Source organism: Ideonella sp. P3_A4 (genome assembly GCF_056403075.1).
The window spans coordinates 17,265-32,857 of sequence record NZ_JBFUGE010000017.1; the positions used below are offsets into that span (position 1 = coordinate 17,265).

At 68.0% G+C, this 15,593-nt stretch carries 14 protein-coding genes; 9 read left to right on the forward strand and 5 right to left on the reverse strand.

Features of this window, described 5'->3' with window-relative positions; all coding sequences use genetic code 11:
• Positions 1-33 precede the first annotated feature (33 nt).
• Complete coding sequence (soxR, locus tag AC1DYI_RS04070) at positions 34-504, reverse strand: redox-sensitive transcriptional activator SoxR (RefSeq protein WP_477202792.1); 471 nt, start codon at positions 502-504, stop codon at positions 34-36.
• A gap of 129 nt (positions 505-633) precedes the next feature.
• On the opposite strand from soxR, the gene AC1DYI_RS04075 reads away from it, so the two are divergent.
• Positions 634-1,005 (forward strand): antibiotic biosynthesis monooxygenase family protein, encoded by a 372-nt coding sequence (locus AC1DYI_RS04075; RefSeq protein ID WP_477202793.1) that lies wholly within the window; start codon positions 634-636, stop codon positions 1,003-1,005.
• Positions 1,006-1,015: 10 nt separating this feature from the next.
• Here the strand turns inward: AC1DYI_RS04075 and AC1DYI_RS04080 are convergent, their stop codons facing one another.
• The 4 genes from AC1DYI_RS04080 to AC1DYI_RS04095 all read right to left on the reverse strand — a co-directional run bounded on the left by AC1DYI_RS04080 (position 1,016) and on the right by AC1DYI_RS04095 (position 5,337).
• Positions 1,016-1,867 carry a glycoside hydrolase family 16 protein gene (locus tag AC1DYI_RS04080; RefSeq protein WP_477202794.1) on the reverse strand — a complete coding sequence of 284 codons (852 nt, stop codon included), beginning with the start codon at positions 1,865-1,867 and terminating at the stop codon, positions 1,016-1,018.
• 160 nt (positions 1,868-2,027) lie between these two features.
• Positions 2,028-3,584, reverse strand: coding sequence for a hybrid sensor histidine kinase/response regulator (locus AC1DYI_RS04085; RefSeq protein ID WP_477202795.1), 1,557 nt, complete (start codon positions 3,582-3,584; stop codon positions 2,028-2,030).
• Entirely contained in the window at positions 3,581-4,354 is a 774-nt protein-coding gene (locus AC1DYI_RS04090) for a response regulator (RefSeq protein ID WP_477202796.1), read from the reverse strand. Before AC1DYI_RS04090 ends, AC1DYI_RS04085 begins: the two co-directional genes overlap by 4 nt.
• Positions 4,355-4,464: 110 nt before the next feature.
• The gene (locus AC1DYI_RS04095) at positions 4,465-5,337 is read right to left on the reverse strand and encodes an alpha/beta fold hydrolase (RefSeq protein WP_477202797.1); all 873 of its coding nucleotides are present in this window, start codon (positions 5,335-5,337) and stop codon (positions 4,465-4,467) included.
• A gap of 368 nt (positions 5,338-5,705) precedes the next feature.
• On the opposite strand from AC1DYI_RS04095, the gene mraZ reads away from it, so the two are divergent.
• From mraZ to murD, 8 genes are all read left to right on the forward strand, one after another.
• Entirely contained in the window at positions 5,706-6,134 is a 429-nt protein-coding gene (mraZ, locus tag AC1DYI_RS04100; protein ID WP_477202804.1) for a division/cell wall cluster transcriptional repressor MraZ, read from the forward strand.
• A 77-nt stretch (positions 6,135-6,211) separates the two neighbouring features.
• Positions 6,212-7,156, forward strand: a complete 945-nt coding sequence (gene rsmH, locus AC1DYI_RS04105; protein WP_477202798.1) for a 16S rRNA (cytosine(1402)-N(4))-methyltransferase RsmH — start codon at positions 6,212-6,214, stop codon at positions 7,154-7,156.
• Entirely contained in the window at positions 7,153-7,497 is a 345-nt protein-coding gene (gene ftsL / locus AC1DYI_RS04110; protein WP_477202799.1) for a cell division protein FtsL, read from the forward strand. The genes rsmH and ftsL overlap by 4 nt, the downstream gene beginning before the upstream one ends.
• Positions 7,494-9,317 carry a peptidoglycan D,D-transpeptidase FtsI family protein gene (locus tag AC1DYI_RS04115; RefSeq protein ID WP_477202800.1) on the forward strand — a complete coding sequence of 608 codons (1,824 nt, stop codon included), beginning with the start codon at positions 7,494-7,496 and terminating at the stop codon, positions 9,315-9,317. The genes ftsL and AC1DYI_RS04115 overlap by 4 nt, the downstream gene beginning before the upstream one ends.
• 17 nt (positions 9,318-9,334) lie before the next feature.
• Positions 9,335-10,834, forward strand: coding sequence for a UDP-N-acetylmuramoyl-L-alanyl-D-glutamate--2,6-diaminopimelate ligase (locus tag AC1DYI_RS04120; RefSeq protein WP_477202801.1), 1,500 nt, complete (start codon positions 9,335-9,337; stop codon positions 10,832-10,834).
• Between the two features lie 5 nt (positions 10,835-10,839).
• Entirely contained in the window at positions 10,840-12,204 is a 1,365-nt protein-coding gene (locus AC1DYI_RS04125; protein WP_477202805.1) for a UDP-N-acetylmuramoyl-tripeptide--D-alanyl-D-alanine ligase, read from the forward strand.
• Positions 12,194-13,375 carry a phospho-N-acetylmuramoyl-pentapeptide-transferase gene (mraY, locus tag AC1DYI_RS04130; RefSeq protein ID WP_477202802.1) on the forward strand — a complete coding sequence of 394 codons (1,182 nt, stop codon included), beginning with the start codon at positions 12,194-12,196 and terminating at the stop codon, positions 13,373-13,375. The genes AC1DYI_RS04125 and mraY overlap by 11 nt, the downstream gene beginning before the upstream one ends.
• 10 nt (positions 13,376-13,385) lie before the next feature.
• Positions 13,386-15,494 carry a UDP-N-acetylmuramoyl-L-alanine--D-glutamate ligase gene (gene murD, locus AC1DYI_RS04135; protein ID WP_477202803.1) on the forward strand — a complete coding sequence of 703 codons (2,109 nt, stop codon included), beginning with the start codon at positions 13,386-13,388 and terminating at the stop codon, positions 15,492-15,494.
• Positions 15,495-15,593 lie beyond the last annotated feature (99 nt).

Below are 15,593 nucleotides of genomic sequence, written 5' to 3' on the forward strand. Positions count from 1 at the left end.
CTGTCGCGCGCGAAGGGTCAAACTGAGTCTTCGTCAATCACTTTCGACCCACAAGCGCCTGGGCCCCGGGCCGTCGGCGGACAGCGTGTCCAGCGGGTTGCGCAGCTTGCAGCGGTCGATCGACAAGCAGCCACAACCGATGCAGTCGTCCAGCGTATCGCGCAGTCGCTCGAGCTGGTCGATTTGGGCGTCGAGCCGCTGGCGCCAGCGGGCCGACAGACGGGCCCAATCGCTGCGGCTGGGGGCCACTTGCTGCGGCAGACCGGCCAGCGCCTGTTCGATGTCGGCCAGCGAGATGCCCACCCGCTGCGCGACGCGGATGAAAGCCACGCGGCGCAGCACGTCGCGTGCATAGCGGCGCTGGTTGCCAGCGCTGCGCTGGCTGCTGATCAGACCCTTGGCCTCGTAGAAGTGCAGTGTCGACACCGGGACCGCGCTGCGTCGGGCGACCTCGCCCACCGACAAGGTCGATGGAATGCCGGCTCGTTCCAGTGCTGTGGCCATGGTGTCCTTCGCGAGGCGTTGTTCGGCCGTGCTACGAAAAAGAGGGCTTGACCTCAACTTTACTTGAGGTTTTAGAGTGTGGTCACCGCATGCAGTGGTGCATGCCTCACCTCCCCGGAGACCCAGACCATGACGCTTGCCATCGACACACCCGTCACCCGCGCTGACGACCTGACTGCCGAGTTGGCTGCCACGGTGTTCCGGGTCGACAAGTTCATCGTGCCCAGCGCATCGTTGCCGGCCTTCATGGCCCRCATGAAAGAGATCCAGCAGATGGTCCGCACGTTGCCCGGTTGCCGGCGCGACCTGCTGCTGCAGCAGACCGGCGGGGCGGGCGAGTTCAACGTCGTGCGCCTCATCGAATGGGCCAGCGCCGAGGCAGTGACCTCGGCCCTGGCCACGATGCAGCAGCGCTTCAAGGACGAAGGGTTCGATCCGACCGCGTTCTTCGTCAAGCAACTCGGCGCGAAGACCGACTTCGGCCTTTACCAGGTTGTCTGAGCCTACGCACTCAGAGCTTCGAGATGCGTACCCAGTCGATGTAGAGGTGGAGCGTGTCGAAGGCGTAGTTCATGCCGGGCCAGGGCGCCGGCCAGTTGCCCACCCACAGTTGCGCCTTGTGCCCGTTGACGTGCTGGTCGGTGGATGTCTGCAGGACGCCGTCGACATACCAGGCTATGCGGCGTGGTCCGTTCTTGCCGTCGTACCAATCCCAGCGGAAGACGTGGAATTCGCCGTCGAACGGATCCACTGTCTTCGACTTCCATTGGATGTAGGTCGCGTCCGAGTCCTTGTCCGAGTGGCTCCAGGTGTTGAGCCCAAGAGTGCGCCGCCACGTGGACCAGGCCGGAGGCGACGCCATGTGGGCCGGCATCTCGATGTCGATCTCGGTGTAGTTGCGCTTGGGCGGTGGATCCGTCAGGTTGTCGCTGTCGTAGTAGTTCCACATGCACGAGCAGCCGTTCGGCCCCGGCAGCAGCTTCATGCGGGCTTCGTAGCGTCCGCCGCCGTACATCGCCTTCGTGATGATGAGCCCGCCCTGGCGATGCGGCCCGGCATGCTGGTCACCGTAGATCGTGGTGTCGACGACGGTCAGCGTCGTGCCATGGTCGACGTAGGTGCCCAGGTGCACGTTTTCCGGCCGCACCGGATATTGGTGCGCGATGTCGGTGTTGCCGATGATCCACTTCGAGGTGTCGATCGCGCCGCCGCCGAAGTCGTCGCACAGCAGATGGCTGCCCGCGCAAGGGTCGGCTGCGACCGCACCGCCATCAACGGCGAACGCCGGCGCAAGCGGCGCCAGCAGGCCGATTGCCAGTGACACGGACCATTGGACAGGACGAAGCACATCGAGCGTTGGCAAGGCGGGTCTCCAGTAGGTCAGTCGTGCCCTTCGGCGAAAGGCGACCGTCGATTCTGGAACGCGGTGGTTCTTGCGGTGGCGCAGTGGTGTCGTGACCGGGTAACAAATGTCGGCACAAGCAAGTGAAGGCTGGCCGGCACCAGGCCCGTGCCTTCTTGCCCTAGACGAGCAGCGATGCCACCTTGGCCAGCAGGTCTGTCTTCGAGAACGGCTTGTCGAGCGAAGCACAGCCGGTGCCGTCGAGAAAGCCGCGTGCATCGGGTGACAGCGTGTCGCCGGTGACGAACAGCACGCTGTGACTGAGGGCAGGGTGGCGCGTCGAGATGTCGCGCCACAGCGTCGCGCCGTCCTTGTCGGGCATGCGCAGGTCGCAGACGATGGCGTCGAAACGCACGAGATCCAGCATCTCCAGCGCGACCGCGCCGGATTCGGCTGTCGCGACGTCGTAGCCGGCGCCTTCGAGCATCTCGCGCATCAGCTGGGACAGCTCGGGCTCGTCGTCGACCACCAGCACCCGTGCGAGCAGCSAGCTGCCTGGCTGTGGCAGTACCGGCGCGGGGCTTTCAGGCTCGGCGACGCCGCTGATCGGCAGGCTTAGGCGGAAGCTCGCCCCACCCAGCGACGAGCCGGCTTCGAGCATCAGATCGCCGCCATGCGCGCGTGCCAATGAGCGTGACATCGCGAGGCCCAAACCGGTGCCCACGCCCTCGGGCTTGGTCGTGAAGAAGGCGTCGAACACTTGCTGGCGCGCGGCAGCCGGCACGCCGGCGCCGTTGTCCTCGACCCGCAGCCAGACGCGCGGCTCGCGGTTGTCGCGCCGCGGCTCGACGCCACTTTGCACCCGCACGCGGCGTGGCCCTTCCTTGCCGGCCAGCGCCTGCTGCGCGTTGATCAGCAGGTTCATCACGACCTGGCCGATCTCGTCGCTGTCGGCCATCACCGGCGGCAGGCTTTCGCCCAGGTCCAGCTCTTGTGCGATGTTGTGGGTGCGGTAGCCGTACTGCAGCATGTCGGCTGCCGCACGGACCATCTCGTTCAGGCTGACCGGGCCGCGCTGCGAGGGCTTGCTGCGCGCCATGTTCAAGAAGGTGCGCACGATGCGGCCGCAACGCTCGGCCGCCTGGCGGATGCGCTGCGCTTCGCTGCGCAGCTCGGGCTCGTGGTCGCACTTTTCTTCGAGCAGGCTGGCGCGGCCCATCACGATCGCCAGCGGGTTGTTCAGCTCGTGGGCAACGCCGGCCAGCAGGCTGCCCATCGCGGTCAGCTTCTCGCTCTGGCGCAAGGCCTCGCGCTGGCGTTCGATCTCCTGCGTCGCGTTGTAGACCTCGGTCATGTCGACCAGCGAGGCGGTGTAGTACGCCTGGCCTCGCAGGTCGGTGCGCCACAGCAGCATCTCGACCGGGAACTCGCTGCCATCGGCGCGCATGCCGTGCAATTGCATRCGGCCCAGCTGCATCGACGATTCGCCGGCACGCAGACGCGCCAAGGCCTGTACATGCAACGCGTGGTGGCGCTCGGGCATCACCAGCGGGCCGATGCGTTGGCCCAGCGCGTCGGCGCGCGGGCGCCCGAACATTGCCTCGGCGGCCGGGTTGAACTCGAGGATGCAGCCGGTTTCGTCGCTGACGATCAGTGCGGCGGGGGCAGAGTCGGCAATCGCCGACTTCAGCGTGGCGCTGGCGGGCCGGCCCGCCGGCTCAGCCCCGGCCGACGTCATGCGCCAGGGGCGCTGGCCGGCACGAAGACATAGCCGACGTTGCGCACCGTCTTGATCAGCTCGGGCTTGTCGGGGTTGCGTTCGATCTTGCGGCGCAGGCGCATCACGCGCAAGTCGATCGAACGGTCGAACACGTCCCAGCCGCGGTTGTGCGCCTGTTCCATGATCTGGTCGCGGTTCAGCGGCCGGTTCGGGTTGCGGGCGAACAGCGCCAGCAGGTCGAACTCGGCGGCGCTGATCTCGATGTCGCTGTTGTCGGGCGCCAGCAGGCGGCGCTCGTCCAGGTCCAGCTGAAAGGCGCCGAACAGCACGCGGCGCGGGCCGGGCGCGGTGCTCAGCGCGGGGGCCGGGGCGGCAACGGCAGGTGCCGGGCGCATGGCGGCTTCAGTGCGGCGCAGCACCGAGCGGATGCGGGCCAGCAGCTCTCGCACCTCGAAGGGCTTGGGCAGGTAGTCGTCGGCGCCGAGTTCGAGGCCGACGATGCGGTCGACCGATTCGCTGGCGGTGGTCAGCATCACCAGCCCGACGTTCGGGTGGGCTTCGCGCAGCCAGCGCGCCAGCGACAGGCCGTTCTCGCCTGGCATGTTGATGTCGAGGATCGCCAGTGCCGGCGCCTGTTCGGCCACCGCCTGACGTGCGACCGCGGCGTCTTCGGCCGTGCGCACACGAAAGCCATGCCGGCCGAAGTACTCGGCCAGCAGCGAGCGCAACTCGGGCTCGTCGTCGACAACCAACAGCAACGGACTGACAGTGCCCTCGGCCTGGGGCATGGCGTGCACCTGGAGGTGGTGAAGCGCCGAGTTTATCGACAGCCAGCTGGGGGGCGCCGGGTCAGCTTGTAGCGACTCGTGAACGGCGAGCGTCAGCAGCATGTTGGTGTTCAGGCAAAGGCCGCGGCCATCGCGCTGGCGGCGGCCTGGGCTTGCAGGTGGTCGACGATGGCCGTGTTGACCTGCGCCTCGTGCGTCATCGGGCCCAGGTGGCCCGCGTTCGCAATTTCGTGGCGGCGCAGGCGCGGGAGGTCGGCTTGGGCTACCAGGTCGGCCACGCGGCGCGCCGGTGCGCGGGTCTGGCTGCCGTGCATCAGCAGCGTCGGCATCGTCAGGCTGCCGAGCGGGCGGGCTGCCCAGCGGGCAGCGAACAGGGCTTCGAAATGGCGCGGGATGGTGGCGATGCGGGCCCGCACGCTTTCGCGTTGCTGCGCGCCCATCGCGTCCCAACTGCCGACACCGCTCCAGTAGTCGACGAACTTGCGCGACGCGCCTTCGAGGTCACCGGCGTCGACGGCGATTGCCACGGTCTTGGCCGTTGCTTCGATCTCGGTCAGCGTGGCGTCGCCGGGCGACATGGCATGGATCACGCCAAAGGCCACCGGCTCGTACAGCGTCAGCGAGCGCACCCACAGCGGCTGCATCAGTGCGACCTGCAGCGCCACCGCGGCACCGTAGGAATGGGCCACCAGGTGCACGCCTTCGGGCGCGGGGCCGGCGTGGCGCACGGCATCGATCACCGCCAGCGCTTCGACATCCAGCGTGTTCGGCATGATGGCCGGCCAGCTGGGGCTGCGGCCGTGGCCGTGCAGGTCGACCGACATGGTCTGCCAATGGTCGGCCAGTTGGCCGACCAGGCCGCTCCACTGGGCACTGCTGCCCGTGCTGGAGTGCAGGCACACGACGGTGGCGCCATGGCCTTGTGCGCGCAGGAACAGCGGCGCCGGCTTCAGCAGGGTGGACGACAAGGTGAAGGCATTCATTGGTGGGTTCCCTCCGCGCGCTTCGTTGCGCCCGTGCCTTCACTGTCGCCAGCGCTTGTTGCATCTGCGCTTCGTCCAGTCGTCCGCGCTTGTTTCAATTGTTTCTGCAACGGCTTTTGTGTTAGGGGGTTATCTCACCCATCACTTTGAGAGGCGTGCGCAAGTCCTTGCTTTTGAACGATATTCCGCGCACCGTACTTGACGTTTCACGGCTAAGTGACTGATTTCATTGAATTTTTCTTTGCGTTTCGTTGACCCTGGGGCGCGCGGTGAGATAAAGTGGGAGAAAGTGCAATTTAGTGGGTAATGGTGTCCTGGATTTCAGGTGTTCTGAGTTCAGGTGTTCGAGGGTCATCGTGTCTGAGTTTGTGTTCCAAGGCGAATCAGCGCTTTCGCTGGACGGAAAGGGCCGGGTCACCGTGCCTGCCCGTTTCCGCGATGCGCTGGCCGCCTTGTGTGCCGGCCAGATGACGCTGACCAAGAGCCCGTCACGTTGCCTGCTGCTGTTCCCGCGCCCGGCCTGGGTCGAGTTCCGCGCCAAGCTGCTGGCGCTGCCGATGGAGGCCGACAACTTCCGCCGCCTGTACCTGGGCAGTGCGATCGATGTCGACATCGACAGCGGTTCGCGCGTGCTGCTGTCGCCCGAACTGCGCGGCTGGGCCAAGCTCGACAAGGAGCTGATGCTCGTCGGCATGGGCGGGCGGATGGAAATCTGGGACCGCGAGCGCTACCTGGCCAACGAGGAAGCCACGCTCGCCCAGCCGATGCCCGACGCGTTGCGCAACCTGGTCATCTGACGGTCATGGCCAAGTCGAAGTCAACCAGGGCGCCGCGGACCAGGCGTCCGGCCGATTCCCAACCGGATCCGTCCGCCTTGGACGGCGGTTTCCGCCACACCACCGTCTTGCTGAACGAGGCGATCGACGGTTTGGTGGTCGACCCCGCCGGCACCTATGTCGACGGCACGTTCGGCCGCGGTGGCCACTCGCGCCTGCTGCTGTCGCGCCTGGCGCCGACGGGTCGCCTGATCGCCTTCGACAAAGATCCAGAAGCGATTGCCGCCGCGACGACAGGCGAGGGCGCCATCACCGACCCGCGGTTCACGATCTGCCATGCCGCCTTCTCGCAGATGCGCGACGAACTGGCGGCGCGCGGTGTCGAGCATGTCGACGGCGTGCTGCTGGACCTGGGTATCAGCTCGCCCCAGATCGACGACCCGGCGCGTGGTTTCAGCTTCCGTTTCGACGGCCCGCTGGACATGCGCATGGACCCGACACGCGGCGAAAGCGCCGCCGAATTTTTGGAGCGCGCCGACGAGCGCCTCATTGCACAAGTGGTACGCGACTATGGGGAAGAACGGTTTGCTTCACCGATTTCAAAGGCGATTGTTGCTCGCCGCGAGAGCGGGAGTCCTCTTCGCACCACTGCCGAGCTGGCCCAGCTCCTGGCTCGTACGGTCAAGTCCCGCGAGCCGGGCCAGGACCCTGCAACGCGCACATTCCAGGCTCTACGGATTTTCGTCAACGCCGAACTTGAAGAACTCGAACAAGGGCTGAGCGCCGCGCTTGCGCTGCTGGCCCCGGCTGGCCGGCTGGTGGTGATCAGCTTCCATTCGCTCGAAGACCGGATCGTGAAGACCTTCATCGCGCACGAAAGCCGCGAAGAGATCGACCGCCGCGCACCGTTCGCGCCGCCAACGCGCGAGCTGCGCCTGCGTCCGCTGGCGCGCATCAAGCCCAGCGAAGGCGAGATCGCCGCCAACCCGCGCTCGCGCTCGGCGGTGCTGCGTGTGGCTGAGCGGCTGGGGGGCGACGCATGACGAGGTTGTCGGTCATGCTGCTCATCGCGCTGGTGCTCAGCGGGCTGTGGCTCGTCAAGACGAGCTATGAGTCGCGCCGCCTGTTTGCCGAGATCGAGCGCGCGAAAGCCGAAGAGACGCAGCTGGCGGCCGATGCGAAGCGGCTCGACACCGAGCGCCGCACCGAGGCCACGAATCTGAAGGTCGAACGTACCGCGCGCGAGAAGCTGGCGATGCGCCTGGCCACGCCGGACGTGACCATCTACGTCAACGACAGCCGCCAAGCGCAAGACGCGTTGCTTCCCGCATTGGGCGGCAGCGCTGCGGCCTCGCGGCCGATGATTGTGGAGACTGCCCAATGAAGGCCGTCCAACGCCAAGGCGCCACCTCGTCGCACTCGGTGCGCGGCGTCAACTACTCGACCAGCCCGCTGCTGGCGTCGAAGACGCCGCCGTGGCGCAGTCGTTTCCTGGTGCTGCTGGTGGGCCTGGGCTTTCTCGCGCTGTCGGGCCGGGCGCTGTACGTGCAGGTGCTGGAGTCCGACTTCTTCCAGAAGAAGGGCGAAGAGCGCTACGCCTCGACCTTGCAGTTGCCGGCCAGCCGCGGCCGCATCCTCGACCGCCACGGCCAGATCCTGGCGATCAGCGTCAACGCRCCGACGATCTCGGTCAACCCGCAGCAGTTCAAGGCCAACGACGAGCAAAAGCGCGCGCTGGTCTCGCTGCTGCACATGCCGCTGAAGGAATTCAACGCCAAGCTCGATGATGGCGGCGCCTACGTCGTGCTGAAGCGCCAGATCGACGATGGCCTGGCGCAGCAGATCCGCGCGCTGAAGGTCAAGGGCCTGACGATCGAGCCGGGCTACATCCGCCGTTACCCCGAGAACGAAGCTGCCGCGCATGTGGTCGGCTTCACCGACATCGAGGACAGAGGCCAGGAGGGCATCGAGCTGACCTTCCAGCGCCAGCTGCAGGGCCACGGCGGCTCGCGCGGCGTGGTCAAGGACCGCCTGGGCCGCGTCGTCGAAGAGCTGGGTGAGCCGGTCGACCCGCGCGACGGCCGCGACGTGCAGCTGACGATCGATTCGCAGGTGCAGGCGCTCGCCTACCAGCGCATCCGCGATGCCGTGCAGGAGCACAAGGCCAAGGCCGGCAGCGTGGTTGTGCTCGATGCGCAAAGCGGCGAGATCCTGGCGCTGGCGAACTACCCGAGCTACCTGCCCGGCGAGCGCCGCAACCTGACCGGCTCCCAGCTGCGCAACCGCGCAATCACCGACGTTTTCGAGCCCGGCTCGACGGTCAAGCCGTTCATCGTCTCGATGGCGCTCGAGAAGGGCTTCGTCAAGCCCGACACGGTGCTCGACACGCGACCGTTCAAGGTCGGCCCGCTGCTGGTCAACGACGGCTCCCACCAGCACGATGCGCTGACGGTGGCGCAGGTGATCCAGAAGTCCAGCAACGTCGGCACGGTCAAGATGTCGCAGCGGCTGGACAACAAGGAAATGGGCGAGATGCTGGCGGAACTGGGCTTCGGCACCAAGCCGCAGATCGGCTTTCCCGGCGCCGCCACCGGCAAGCTGCGGCCGTGGAAGACCTGGAAGCCGGTCGAGAAGGCAACGATGAGCTACGGCTACGGCCTGTCGGCCTCGCTGCTGCAGATCGCCCGTGCCTACACCGCGATCGCCCGCGACGGCGAACTCGCGCCACTGTCGCTGATCAAGGGCGAAGAGGCGCTGCCGCCGGTGCGCATCTTCGAGCCCGAGACGGCGCGCACGATGCGCCAGCTGCTGCGTGGCACCGTCAGCAAGGAGGGCACGGCACCGCTGGCCCAGCCGATGGGCTACTCGGCCGGTGGCAAGACCGGCACTGCCGAGAAGCAGGAAGGCCGCGGCTACAACAGCGACAAACACCGCGCCTGGTTCAGCGGCATTTCGCCGATCGACAACCCGCGCGTGGTCGTTGCGGTGATGATCGACGAGCCCACCGGCGTCTACTTCGGCGGCCTGGTGGCCGCCCCCGTGTTCAAGGTGGTGGTCGAGCAGGCACTGCGCACGCTGAACGTGCCACCCGACCTCGAAGTGAAGGCGCCCGTACTGACCGCGCAGAACAGCAAGCCCGCCCCCGGCAAGCCGCTGGCCGTGGCCCGCGCCGACGACGCGGCCACCGGACAGGCCGCCCACTGAGCGCCATTGAGATCCCCATGCCCCTCACCCACCTGAAAAGCCCCGACGCTGCCGCTCGCTGGCTCAGCTCCTGGGTCACTGGCGCGCTGCGCACTGACAGCCGCCAGGTCCAGCCCGGCGATGCCTTCATCGCCTGGCCCGGCTATGCCAACGACGGCCGCCAGTACGTCAAGCAGGCGCTCGAACGCGGCGCGGCCACCTGCCTGGTCGAGCGCGATGGCATCGAGGCCTTCGGCTTCGAAGACGCGCGCGTCGCCACGCTGCCGCAGCTCAAGGCCGCCACCGGCGTGATCGCCAGCGCCTACTACCGCCAGCCCAGCGGCGCGCTGCGCGTGGTGGCCACCACCGGCACCAACGGCAAGACCTCGACCGCCTGGTGGACCGCGCAGTGCCTGACGCAACTCGGCACCCGCTGCGGCGTGGTCGGCACGCTCGGGATTGGTGAACCACCGCAGCCTGGCTCGACCGACGGCGCGATCGAGTTCACCGGCCTGACCACGCCCGACCCGGTGCTGCTGCAGCAAGGTTTCCGCCGCATGGTCGACCAGGGCTTCGGCGCCTGCGCGATCGAGGCCTCGTCGATCGGCATCGTCGAGCACCGGCTGGGCGGCACCGCGGTCGAGGTCGCGCTGTTCACCAACTTCACGCAAGACCACCTCGACTACCACGGCAGCATGGAGGCCTACTGGGCCGCCAAGCGCGAGCTGTTCGGCTGGCCGGGGCTGCGCTCCGCAGTGATCAACGTCGACGATGCGCATGGCGCGATGCTGGTCGCCGACCTGGCCGGCAAGGGCCCGCAGCTGTGGACCGTGTCGGTCACCGACGAGGCGCGCTTGCGCGCCGAAGGCGTGGCTTACCGCGACGGCGGTCTGGCTTTCGACGTGGTCGAGGGTCTGCAGCGCGCGCCGGTCGCCAGTGGCTTGATCGGCGACTACAACGTCAGCAACCTGCTGGTCGTGATCGGCGGCTTGCGCGCCCTCGGCGTGCCGCTGGCGGCTGCCGCGCGCGTGGCGGCGCGCGTCACGCCTGTGCCCGGCCGCATGCAGCGCGTGCTGGGCCCGGCCAACACGCCGGAAGTGGTGGTCGACTACGCCCACACGCCGGACGCGCTGGAGAAAGCGCTGGCCGGTCTGCGCCCGCTGGCCGAAGCCCGCGGCGGCAAGCTGTGGTGCGTGTTCGGCTGCGGCGGCAACCGCGATGCAGCCAAGCGCCCGCTGATGGGCGAGATCGCTGCGCGCCGGGCCGACCAGGTCATCGTCACCAGCGACAACCCGCGCCGCGAACCGGCCGCAGCGATCGTCGACCAGATCATCGCCGGCATCCCGCCGCAGCCGGACAAGGTCGAGGCGCAGGTCGACCGCCGCGTGGCGATCCACCAGGCCGTGGCGGCGGCGCAGCCGAACGACGTGATTCTGGTGGCAGGCAAGGGCCACGAGGACTACCAGGAAATCGACGGCGTCAAGCACCCGTTCTCAGATGCCGCCGAGGCGGCCATCGCGCTGGGGAGCCGCGCTTGACAAAGATGATGACGCTCGCACAGGCCCAGGCGATGCTGCCGGGTGCACAGGTCGTGGGCAACCGCGGTCTGGCGTTTGCGCGCGTGCACACCGATACCCGTACGCTGCAGGCTGGTGATCTGTTCGTCGCGCTGAAGGGCGAACGCTTCGACGCGCACGACTTCCTGGACGCGGCGCGCGTCTCGGGTGCGGTCGCGGCACTGGCCTCGCACGGCATCGCCGAAGCCGGCCTGTCAGGGTTGCAGGTCGACGACCCGCTGCTCGCGCTGCAGACGCTGGGGGCTGCCTGGCGCCAGCGCTTCACGTTGCCGCTGGTCGCGGTGACCGGCAGCAACGGCAAGACCACGGTCACGCAGATGATCGCCAGCATCCTGCGGGCCGCGCATGGTGAGCAGTCGCTGGCAACCACCGGCAACCTGAACAACCACATCGGCGTGCCGCTGACGGTGCTGCGCCTGAATGCTGCCCACCGCGCCGCGGTGGTCGAGCTGGGCATGAACCACCCGGGCGAGATCGCCGAGCTGGCGGCGATTGCGCGGCCGACGGTGGCGCTGGTCAACAACGCCCAGCGTGAACACCAGGAGTTCATGCACAGCGTCGAAGCGGTTGCGCGCGAGAACGGCGCGGTGATCACTTCGCTGCCAGTCGATGGCACGGCGGTCTTCCCGGCCGACGACATCTACACCCCGCTGTGGCGCGAGCTGGCCGGCGAGCGCCGTGTGCTGACTTTCGCCGTCGACGCGCCCGCCGACGTGCGCGCCAGCGCCCACTGGCAGCTCGACCACTGGCAGGTGGGGCTGGACACAGCCACCGGCCGTGTCGACTTCGCACTGCACATCGCGGGTCGCCACAACGTCAAGAACGCTGCCGCTGCTGCTGCATCCGCCTTGGCCGCCGGCGTGTCGCTGGACGCCATCGCGCTCGGCCTGGCCGCCTTCACGCCGGTCAAGGGCCGGTCGCAGGTCAAGCCACTGACAGTGGCCGGCCAGCCGCGCACGCTGATCGACGACAGCTACAACGCCAACCCCGACTCGGTGCGCGCCGCGATCGACGTATTGGCCGAGCTGCCCGGCCCGCGCTGGCTGGTGATGGGCGACATGGGCGAAGTCGGCAACCAGGGACCGGCCTTCCACGCCGAGGTCGGCCGCCATGCGCGCGACAGCGGCATCGAGACCATCTGGTGCGTGGGTGACCTGATGCGCCACGCGGCCCAGGCGGCCGGTGCACGTCATTTCGAAACCGTGGCCGAGTTGCTGGCGGCGCTGGACGAAGCGATGCCGTACGCGTCGGTGCTCGTCAAGGGTTCGCGCTTCATGAAGATGGAGCAGGTCGTCGCTGCCTTGCAGTCGGGAGGCACCCATGCTGCTTAGCCTGGCCCAGTGGTTGCAAAGCCAGTACCCCGAGCAGTTCGGGTTCCTGCGCGTGTTCCAGTACCTCACGTTTCGCGCGGTGCTGGCGGCGATGACCGCGCTGCTGATCGGCCTGGTCTTCGGGCCTTGGGTGATCCGCCGGCTGACCGAGTTGAAGATCGGCCAGCCCATCCGCTCGTACGGCGTCGAAACCCACATCGTCAAGGCCGGCACGCCAACGATGGGCGGCGCGCTGATCCTGATCGGCATCGGCATGGCCACGGTGCTGTGGAGCGACTGGAGCAACCGCTTCGTCTGGATCACGATGCTGGTGACCCTCGGCTTCGGCGCGATCGGCTGGGTCGACGACTGGCGCAAGGTCGTGCTGAAGGACCCGGAGGGCATGGCCTCGCGCGAGAAGTTCTTCTGGCAATCGATCATCGGGCTGGTGGCCGCGCTGTACCTCGCGTTCAGTGTGTCGGAGACCTCGAACCTGCGCGTGCTGGAACTGTTCCTGCGCTGGGTCCAGAGCGGCTTCTCGAATGACCTGCCGCCCAAGGCCGACTTGATGGTGCCGTTCTTCAAGACCATCAGCTACCCGCTGGGGGTGTTCGGCTTCATCGGGTTGACCTACTTCGTCATCGTCGGCGCCAGCAACGCGGTCAACCTGACCGATGGGTTGGATGGCCTGGCGATCATGCCGGTGGTGCTGGTGGCCTCCGCCTTGGGCATCTTTGCCTACGTGACCGGCAATTCGGTCTACTCACGTTACCTGCTGTTCCCCTACATCCCGGGTGCTGGCGAGCTGATGATCTTCTGCGCCGCGATCGCGGGCGCGGGCCTGGCCTTCCTGTGGTTCAACGCCTACCCGGCGCAGGTCTTCATGGGCGACGTCGGCGCGCTGGCGTTGGGCGGCGCGCTGGGCACGATCGCGGTGATCACGCGGCAAGAGATCCTGCTCGGGATCATGGGCGGCGTGTTCGTGATGGAAGCCTTGTCGGTGATGGTGCAGGTGGCGTGGTTCAAGTACACCAAGAAGCGCTACGGCGAGGGCCGGCGCATCCTGTTGATGGCGCCGCTGCACCACCACTTCGAGAAGTCCGGCTGGAACGAGACGCAGGTCGTGATCCGTTTCTGGATCATCACGATGCTGCTGTGCCTGGTCGGCTTGGCCAGCTTGAAATTGCGTTGAGGGAGATCGAGTGAATCACTTGAAAGACCTCTCTGTGCTGGTGCTGGGCCTCGGTGACTCGGGCCTGGCGATGGCGCGTTGGTGTGCCCGCCACGGTGCCCACGTGCGCGTGTGGGACTCGCGCGAGGCGCCGCCACAAGCGGCCGCGTTGGCGTTGGCCGCGCCCGAGGCCGTGCTGATGACAGGCCCGTTGCCGGCGGAGCGTCTCGAAGGCACTGGCGACCTCGCCGAGGTGAAGCTGATCCTGAAAAGCCCGGGCCTGGCGCCCAGCGACGAGCGCATCGCGCCGTTGCTCGCAGCGGCCCGTGCGCGCGGCTTGGCTGTGCAGGGCGAACTGGATCTGTTCGCCCGCGCGTTGGCCGACCTGAAAGCCGAGCGCCGCTATGTGCCCAATGTGCTGGCGATCACCGGCACCAACGGCAAGACGACGGTGACCTCGCTGACGGCGATGCTGGTCGCGCGCACCGGCGCCCGCGTCGCGATGGCAGGCAACATCGGCCCGACGATGCTGGACACGCTGTCCGCCGCGCTCGACCTCGAGCCGGAAGCGAAGCCGGCGGAAGAAGAAGTCACGCGGCCGCAGGCCTTGCTCGATGCGGCCGAGCGCGCCGCGTCGATCTCGGTGCCGGTGCAGGAGTCCGATCAGGCGACCGTGCCCATGCCGTTGGCGGACGACGCCAAGGACGACGCCAAGAACGACGATTACGACGACCGGCCAACGCTGCCCGGCGCATTCGTCGACGCAACGCCGCTGGACGACCGCACCGTGCCGATGCCGCTGGACGACGAGACCACCGGCCTGACGCCCGATTCGATCGACGTGCCGGTCGACGTGACCGGTGTGGCGAACACGGTGGACCTGACTGTCGACGTCAGCGGTGCGGCCAACCGCGTCGACATGCAGGTCGACGTCAGCGGCGTGGCGAACCAGGTCGACATGACGACCGACGTCAGCGCAGTGGGTGACCAGGTCGACCTGAACGTCGAGCTGAGCCTGAAGGAAACCTCGATCGACCTGCCGATGGGGGGCCAGGCCGCGGGCGACGACGAAGCGCCGCTGCAACTGGCCCCGCCGCCGCCGGCCGCGCCAGTGTTCGAGCACCTGCCCGAGGTCTGGGTGCTGGAGCTGTCCAGCTTCCAGCTCGACGGCGTGAAGGGTTTCGAGCCCAACGCCGCGACGGTGCTGAACGTCACGCAGGACCACCTCGACTGGCATGGCGACATGCCTGCCTACGCGGCGGCCAAGGCGCGCATCTTCGGCGAACAAGGCCTGATGGTCATCAACCGCGACGACGCGATGGTCGAAGCCATGGTGCCGGCGCCGGTGATGGTCAAAGGGGCCCGTGGCAAGGCGGCCAAGGCGATCACCCGGCCGACGCTGCGTTTTGGCCTCGATGCGCCACAGCGCCCGGGCGATTTCGGCCTCGTCACCGAAGGCGGCATGGCCTGGTTGGTGCGTGCCCTGCCGGCCGACGAAACGATCAAGCGCCGCAAGGACGAGGAAGAAGAAATCCACTTGCAGCGCCTGATGCCCGCCGATGCGCTGCGCATCCGCGGCCGCCACAACGCGTCGAACGCGCTGGCTGCCTTAGCACTGGCCACGGCCATCGGTTGCCCGCTGGCGCCGATGCTGCACGGCCTGCGCGAATACCGCGGCGAGCCGCACCGTGTCGCGCCTATCGGCTTTGTCGGTGGCATCGAAGCGGTGGACGACAGCAAGGGCACCAACGTCGGTGCGACGGTGGCCGCGTTGAACGGCCTGGGCGCCGACCGTGCGGGTAGCAAGCTGGTCGTGATCCTCGGTGGCGACGGCAAGGGGCAAGACTTCGGCCCGCTGGCGGCGCCGGTGGCGCGTTATGCCCGTGCGGTCGCGACGATCGGCAAGGACGCTGAAGCGATCGAAGCCGTGCTCGCCTCGACCGGCGTGCCGCTGCAGCGCCACGCGACGCTCGAAGCCGCCGTGCGCTGGTGCTACGCGCAGGCTCAAGGCGGCGACGCCGTGCTGCTGAGCCCGGCCTGCGCCAGCCTGGACATGTTCCGCAACTACGGCCACCGCGCCGAGGTGTTCGCCGCCACAGTGCGCGAGCTCGCCGCCGAGCGCGGGGAGGTGCTCGAGTGACCAACCACACCGCGGCCGCCGCCCCGGGCAGCAGCTGGCGCCAGCGCGTCGCTGCGCTGCTCGCCTGGCGCCCGCGTGCGGGTGCCGGCGGCGAGCGCC

What these genes read in the sequence shown, in the direction of transcription:
- soxR (WP_477202792.1), bottom strand. Translation starts at nt 504, where the DNA reads ATGGCCACAGCACTGGAACGAGCCGGCATTCCATCGACCTTGTCGGTG.
- AC1DYI_RS04090 (WP_477202796.1), bottom strand. Translation starts at nt 4,354, where the DNA reads ATGCCCCAGGCCGAGGGCACTGTCAGTCCGTTGCTGTTGGTTGTCGAC.
- AC1DYI_RS04095 (WP_477202797.1), bottom strand. Translation starts at nt 5,337, where the DNA reads ATGAATGCCTTCACCTTGTCGTCCACCCTGCTGAAGCCGGCGCCGCTG.
- ftsL (WP_477202799.1), top strand. Translation starts at nt 7,153, where the DNA reads ATGACGAGGTTGTCGGTCATGCTGCTCATCGCGCTGGTGCTCAGCGGG.
- AC1DYI_RS04120 (WP_477202801.1), top strand. Translation starts at nt 9,335, where the DNA reads ATGCCCCTCACCCACCTGAAAAGCCCCGACGCTGCCGCTCGCTGGCTC.
- AC1DYI_RS04125 (WP_477202805.1), top strand. Translation starts at nt 10,840, where the DNA reads ATGATGACGCTCGCACAGGCCCAGGCGATGCTGCCGGGTGCACAGGTC.
- mraY (WP_477202802.1), top strand. Translation starts at nt 12,194, where the DNA reads ATGCTGCTTAGCCTGGCCCAGTGGTTGCAAAGCCAGTACCCCGAGCAG.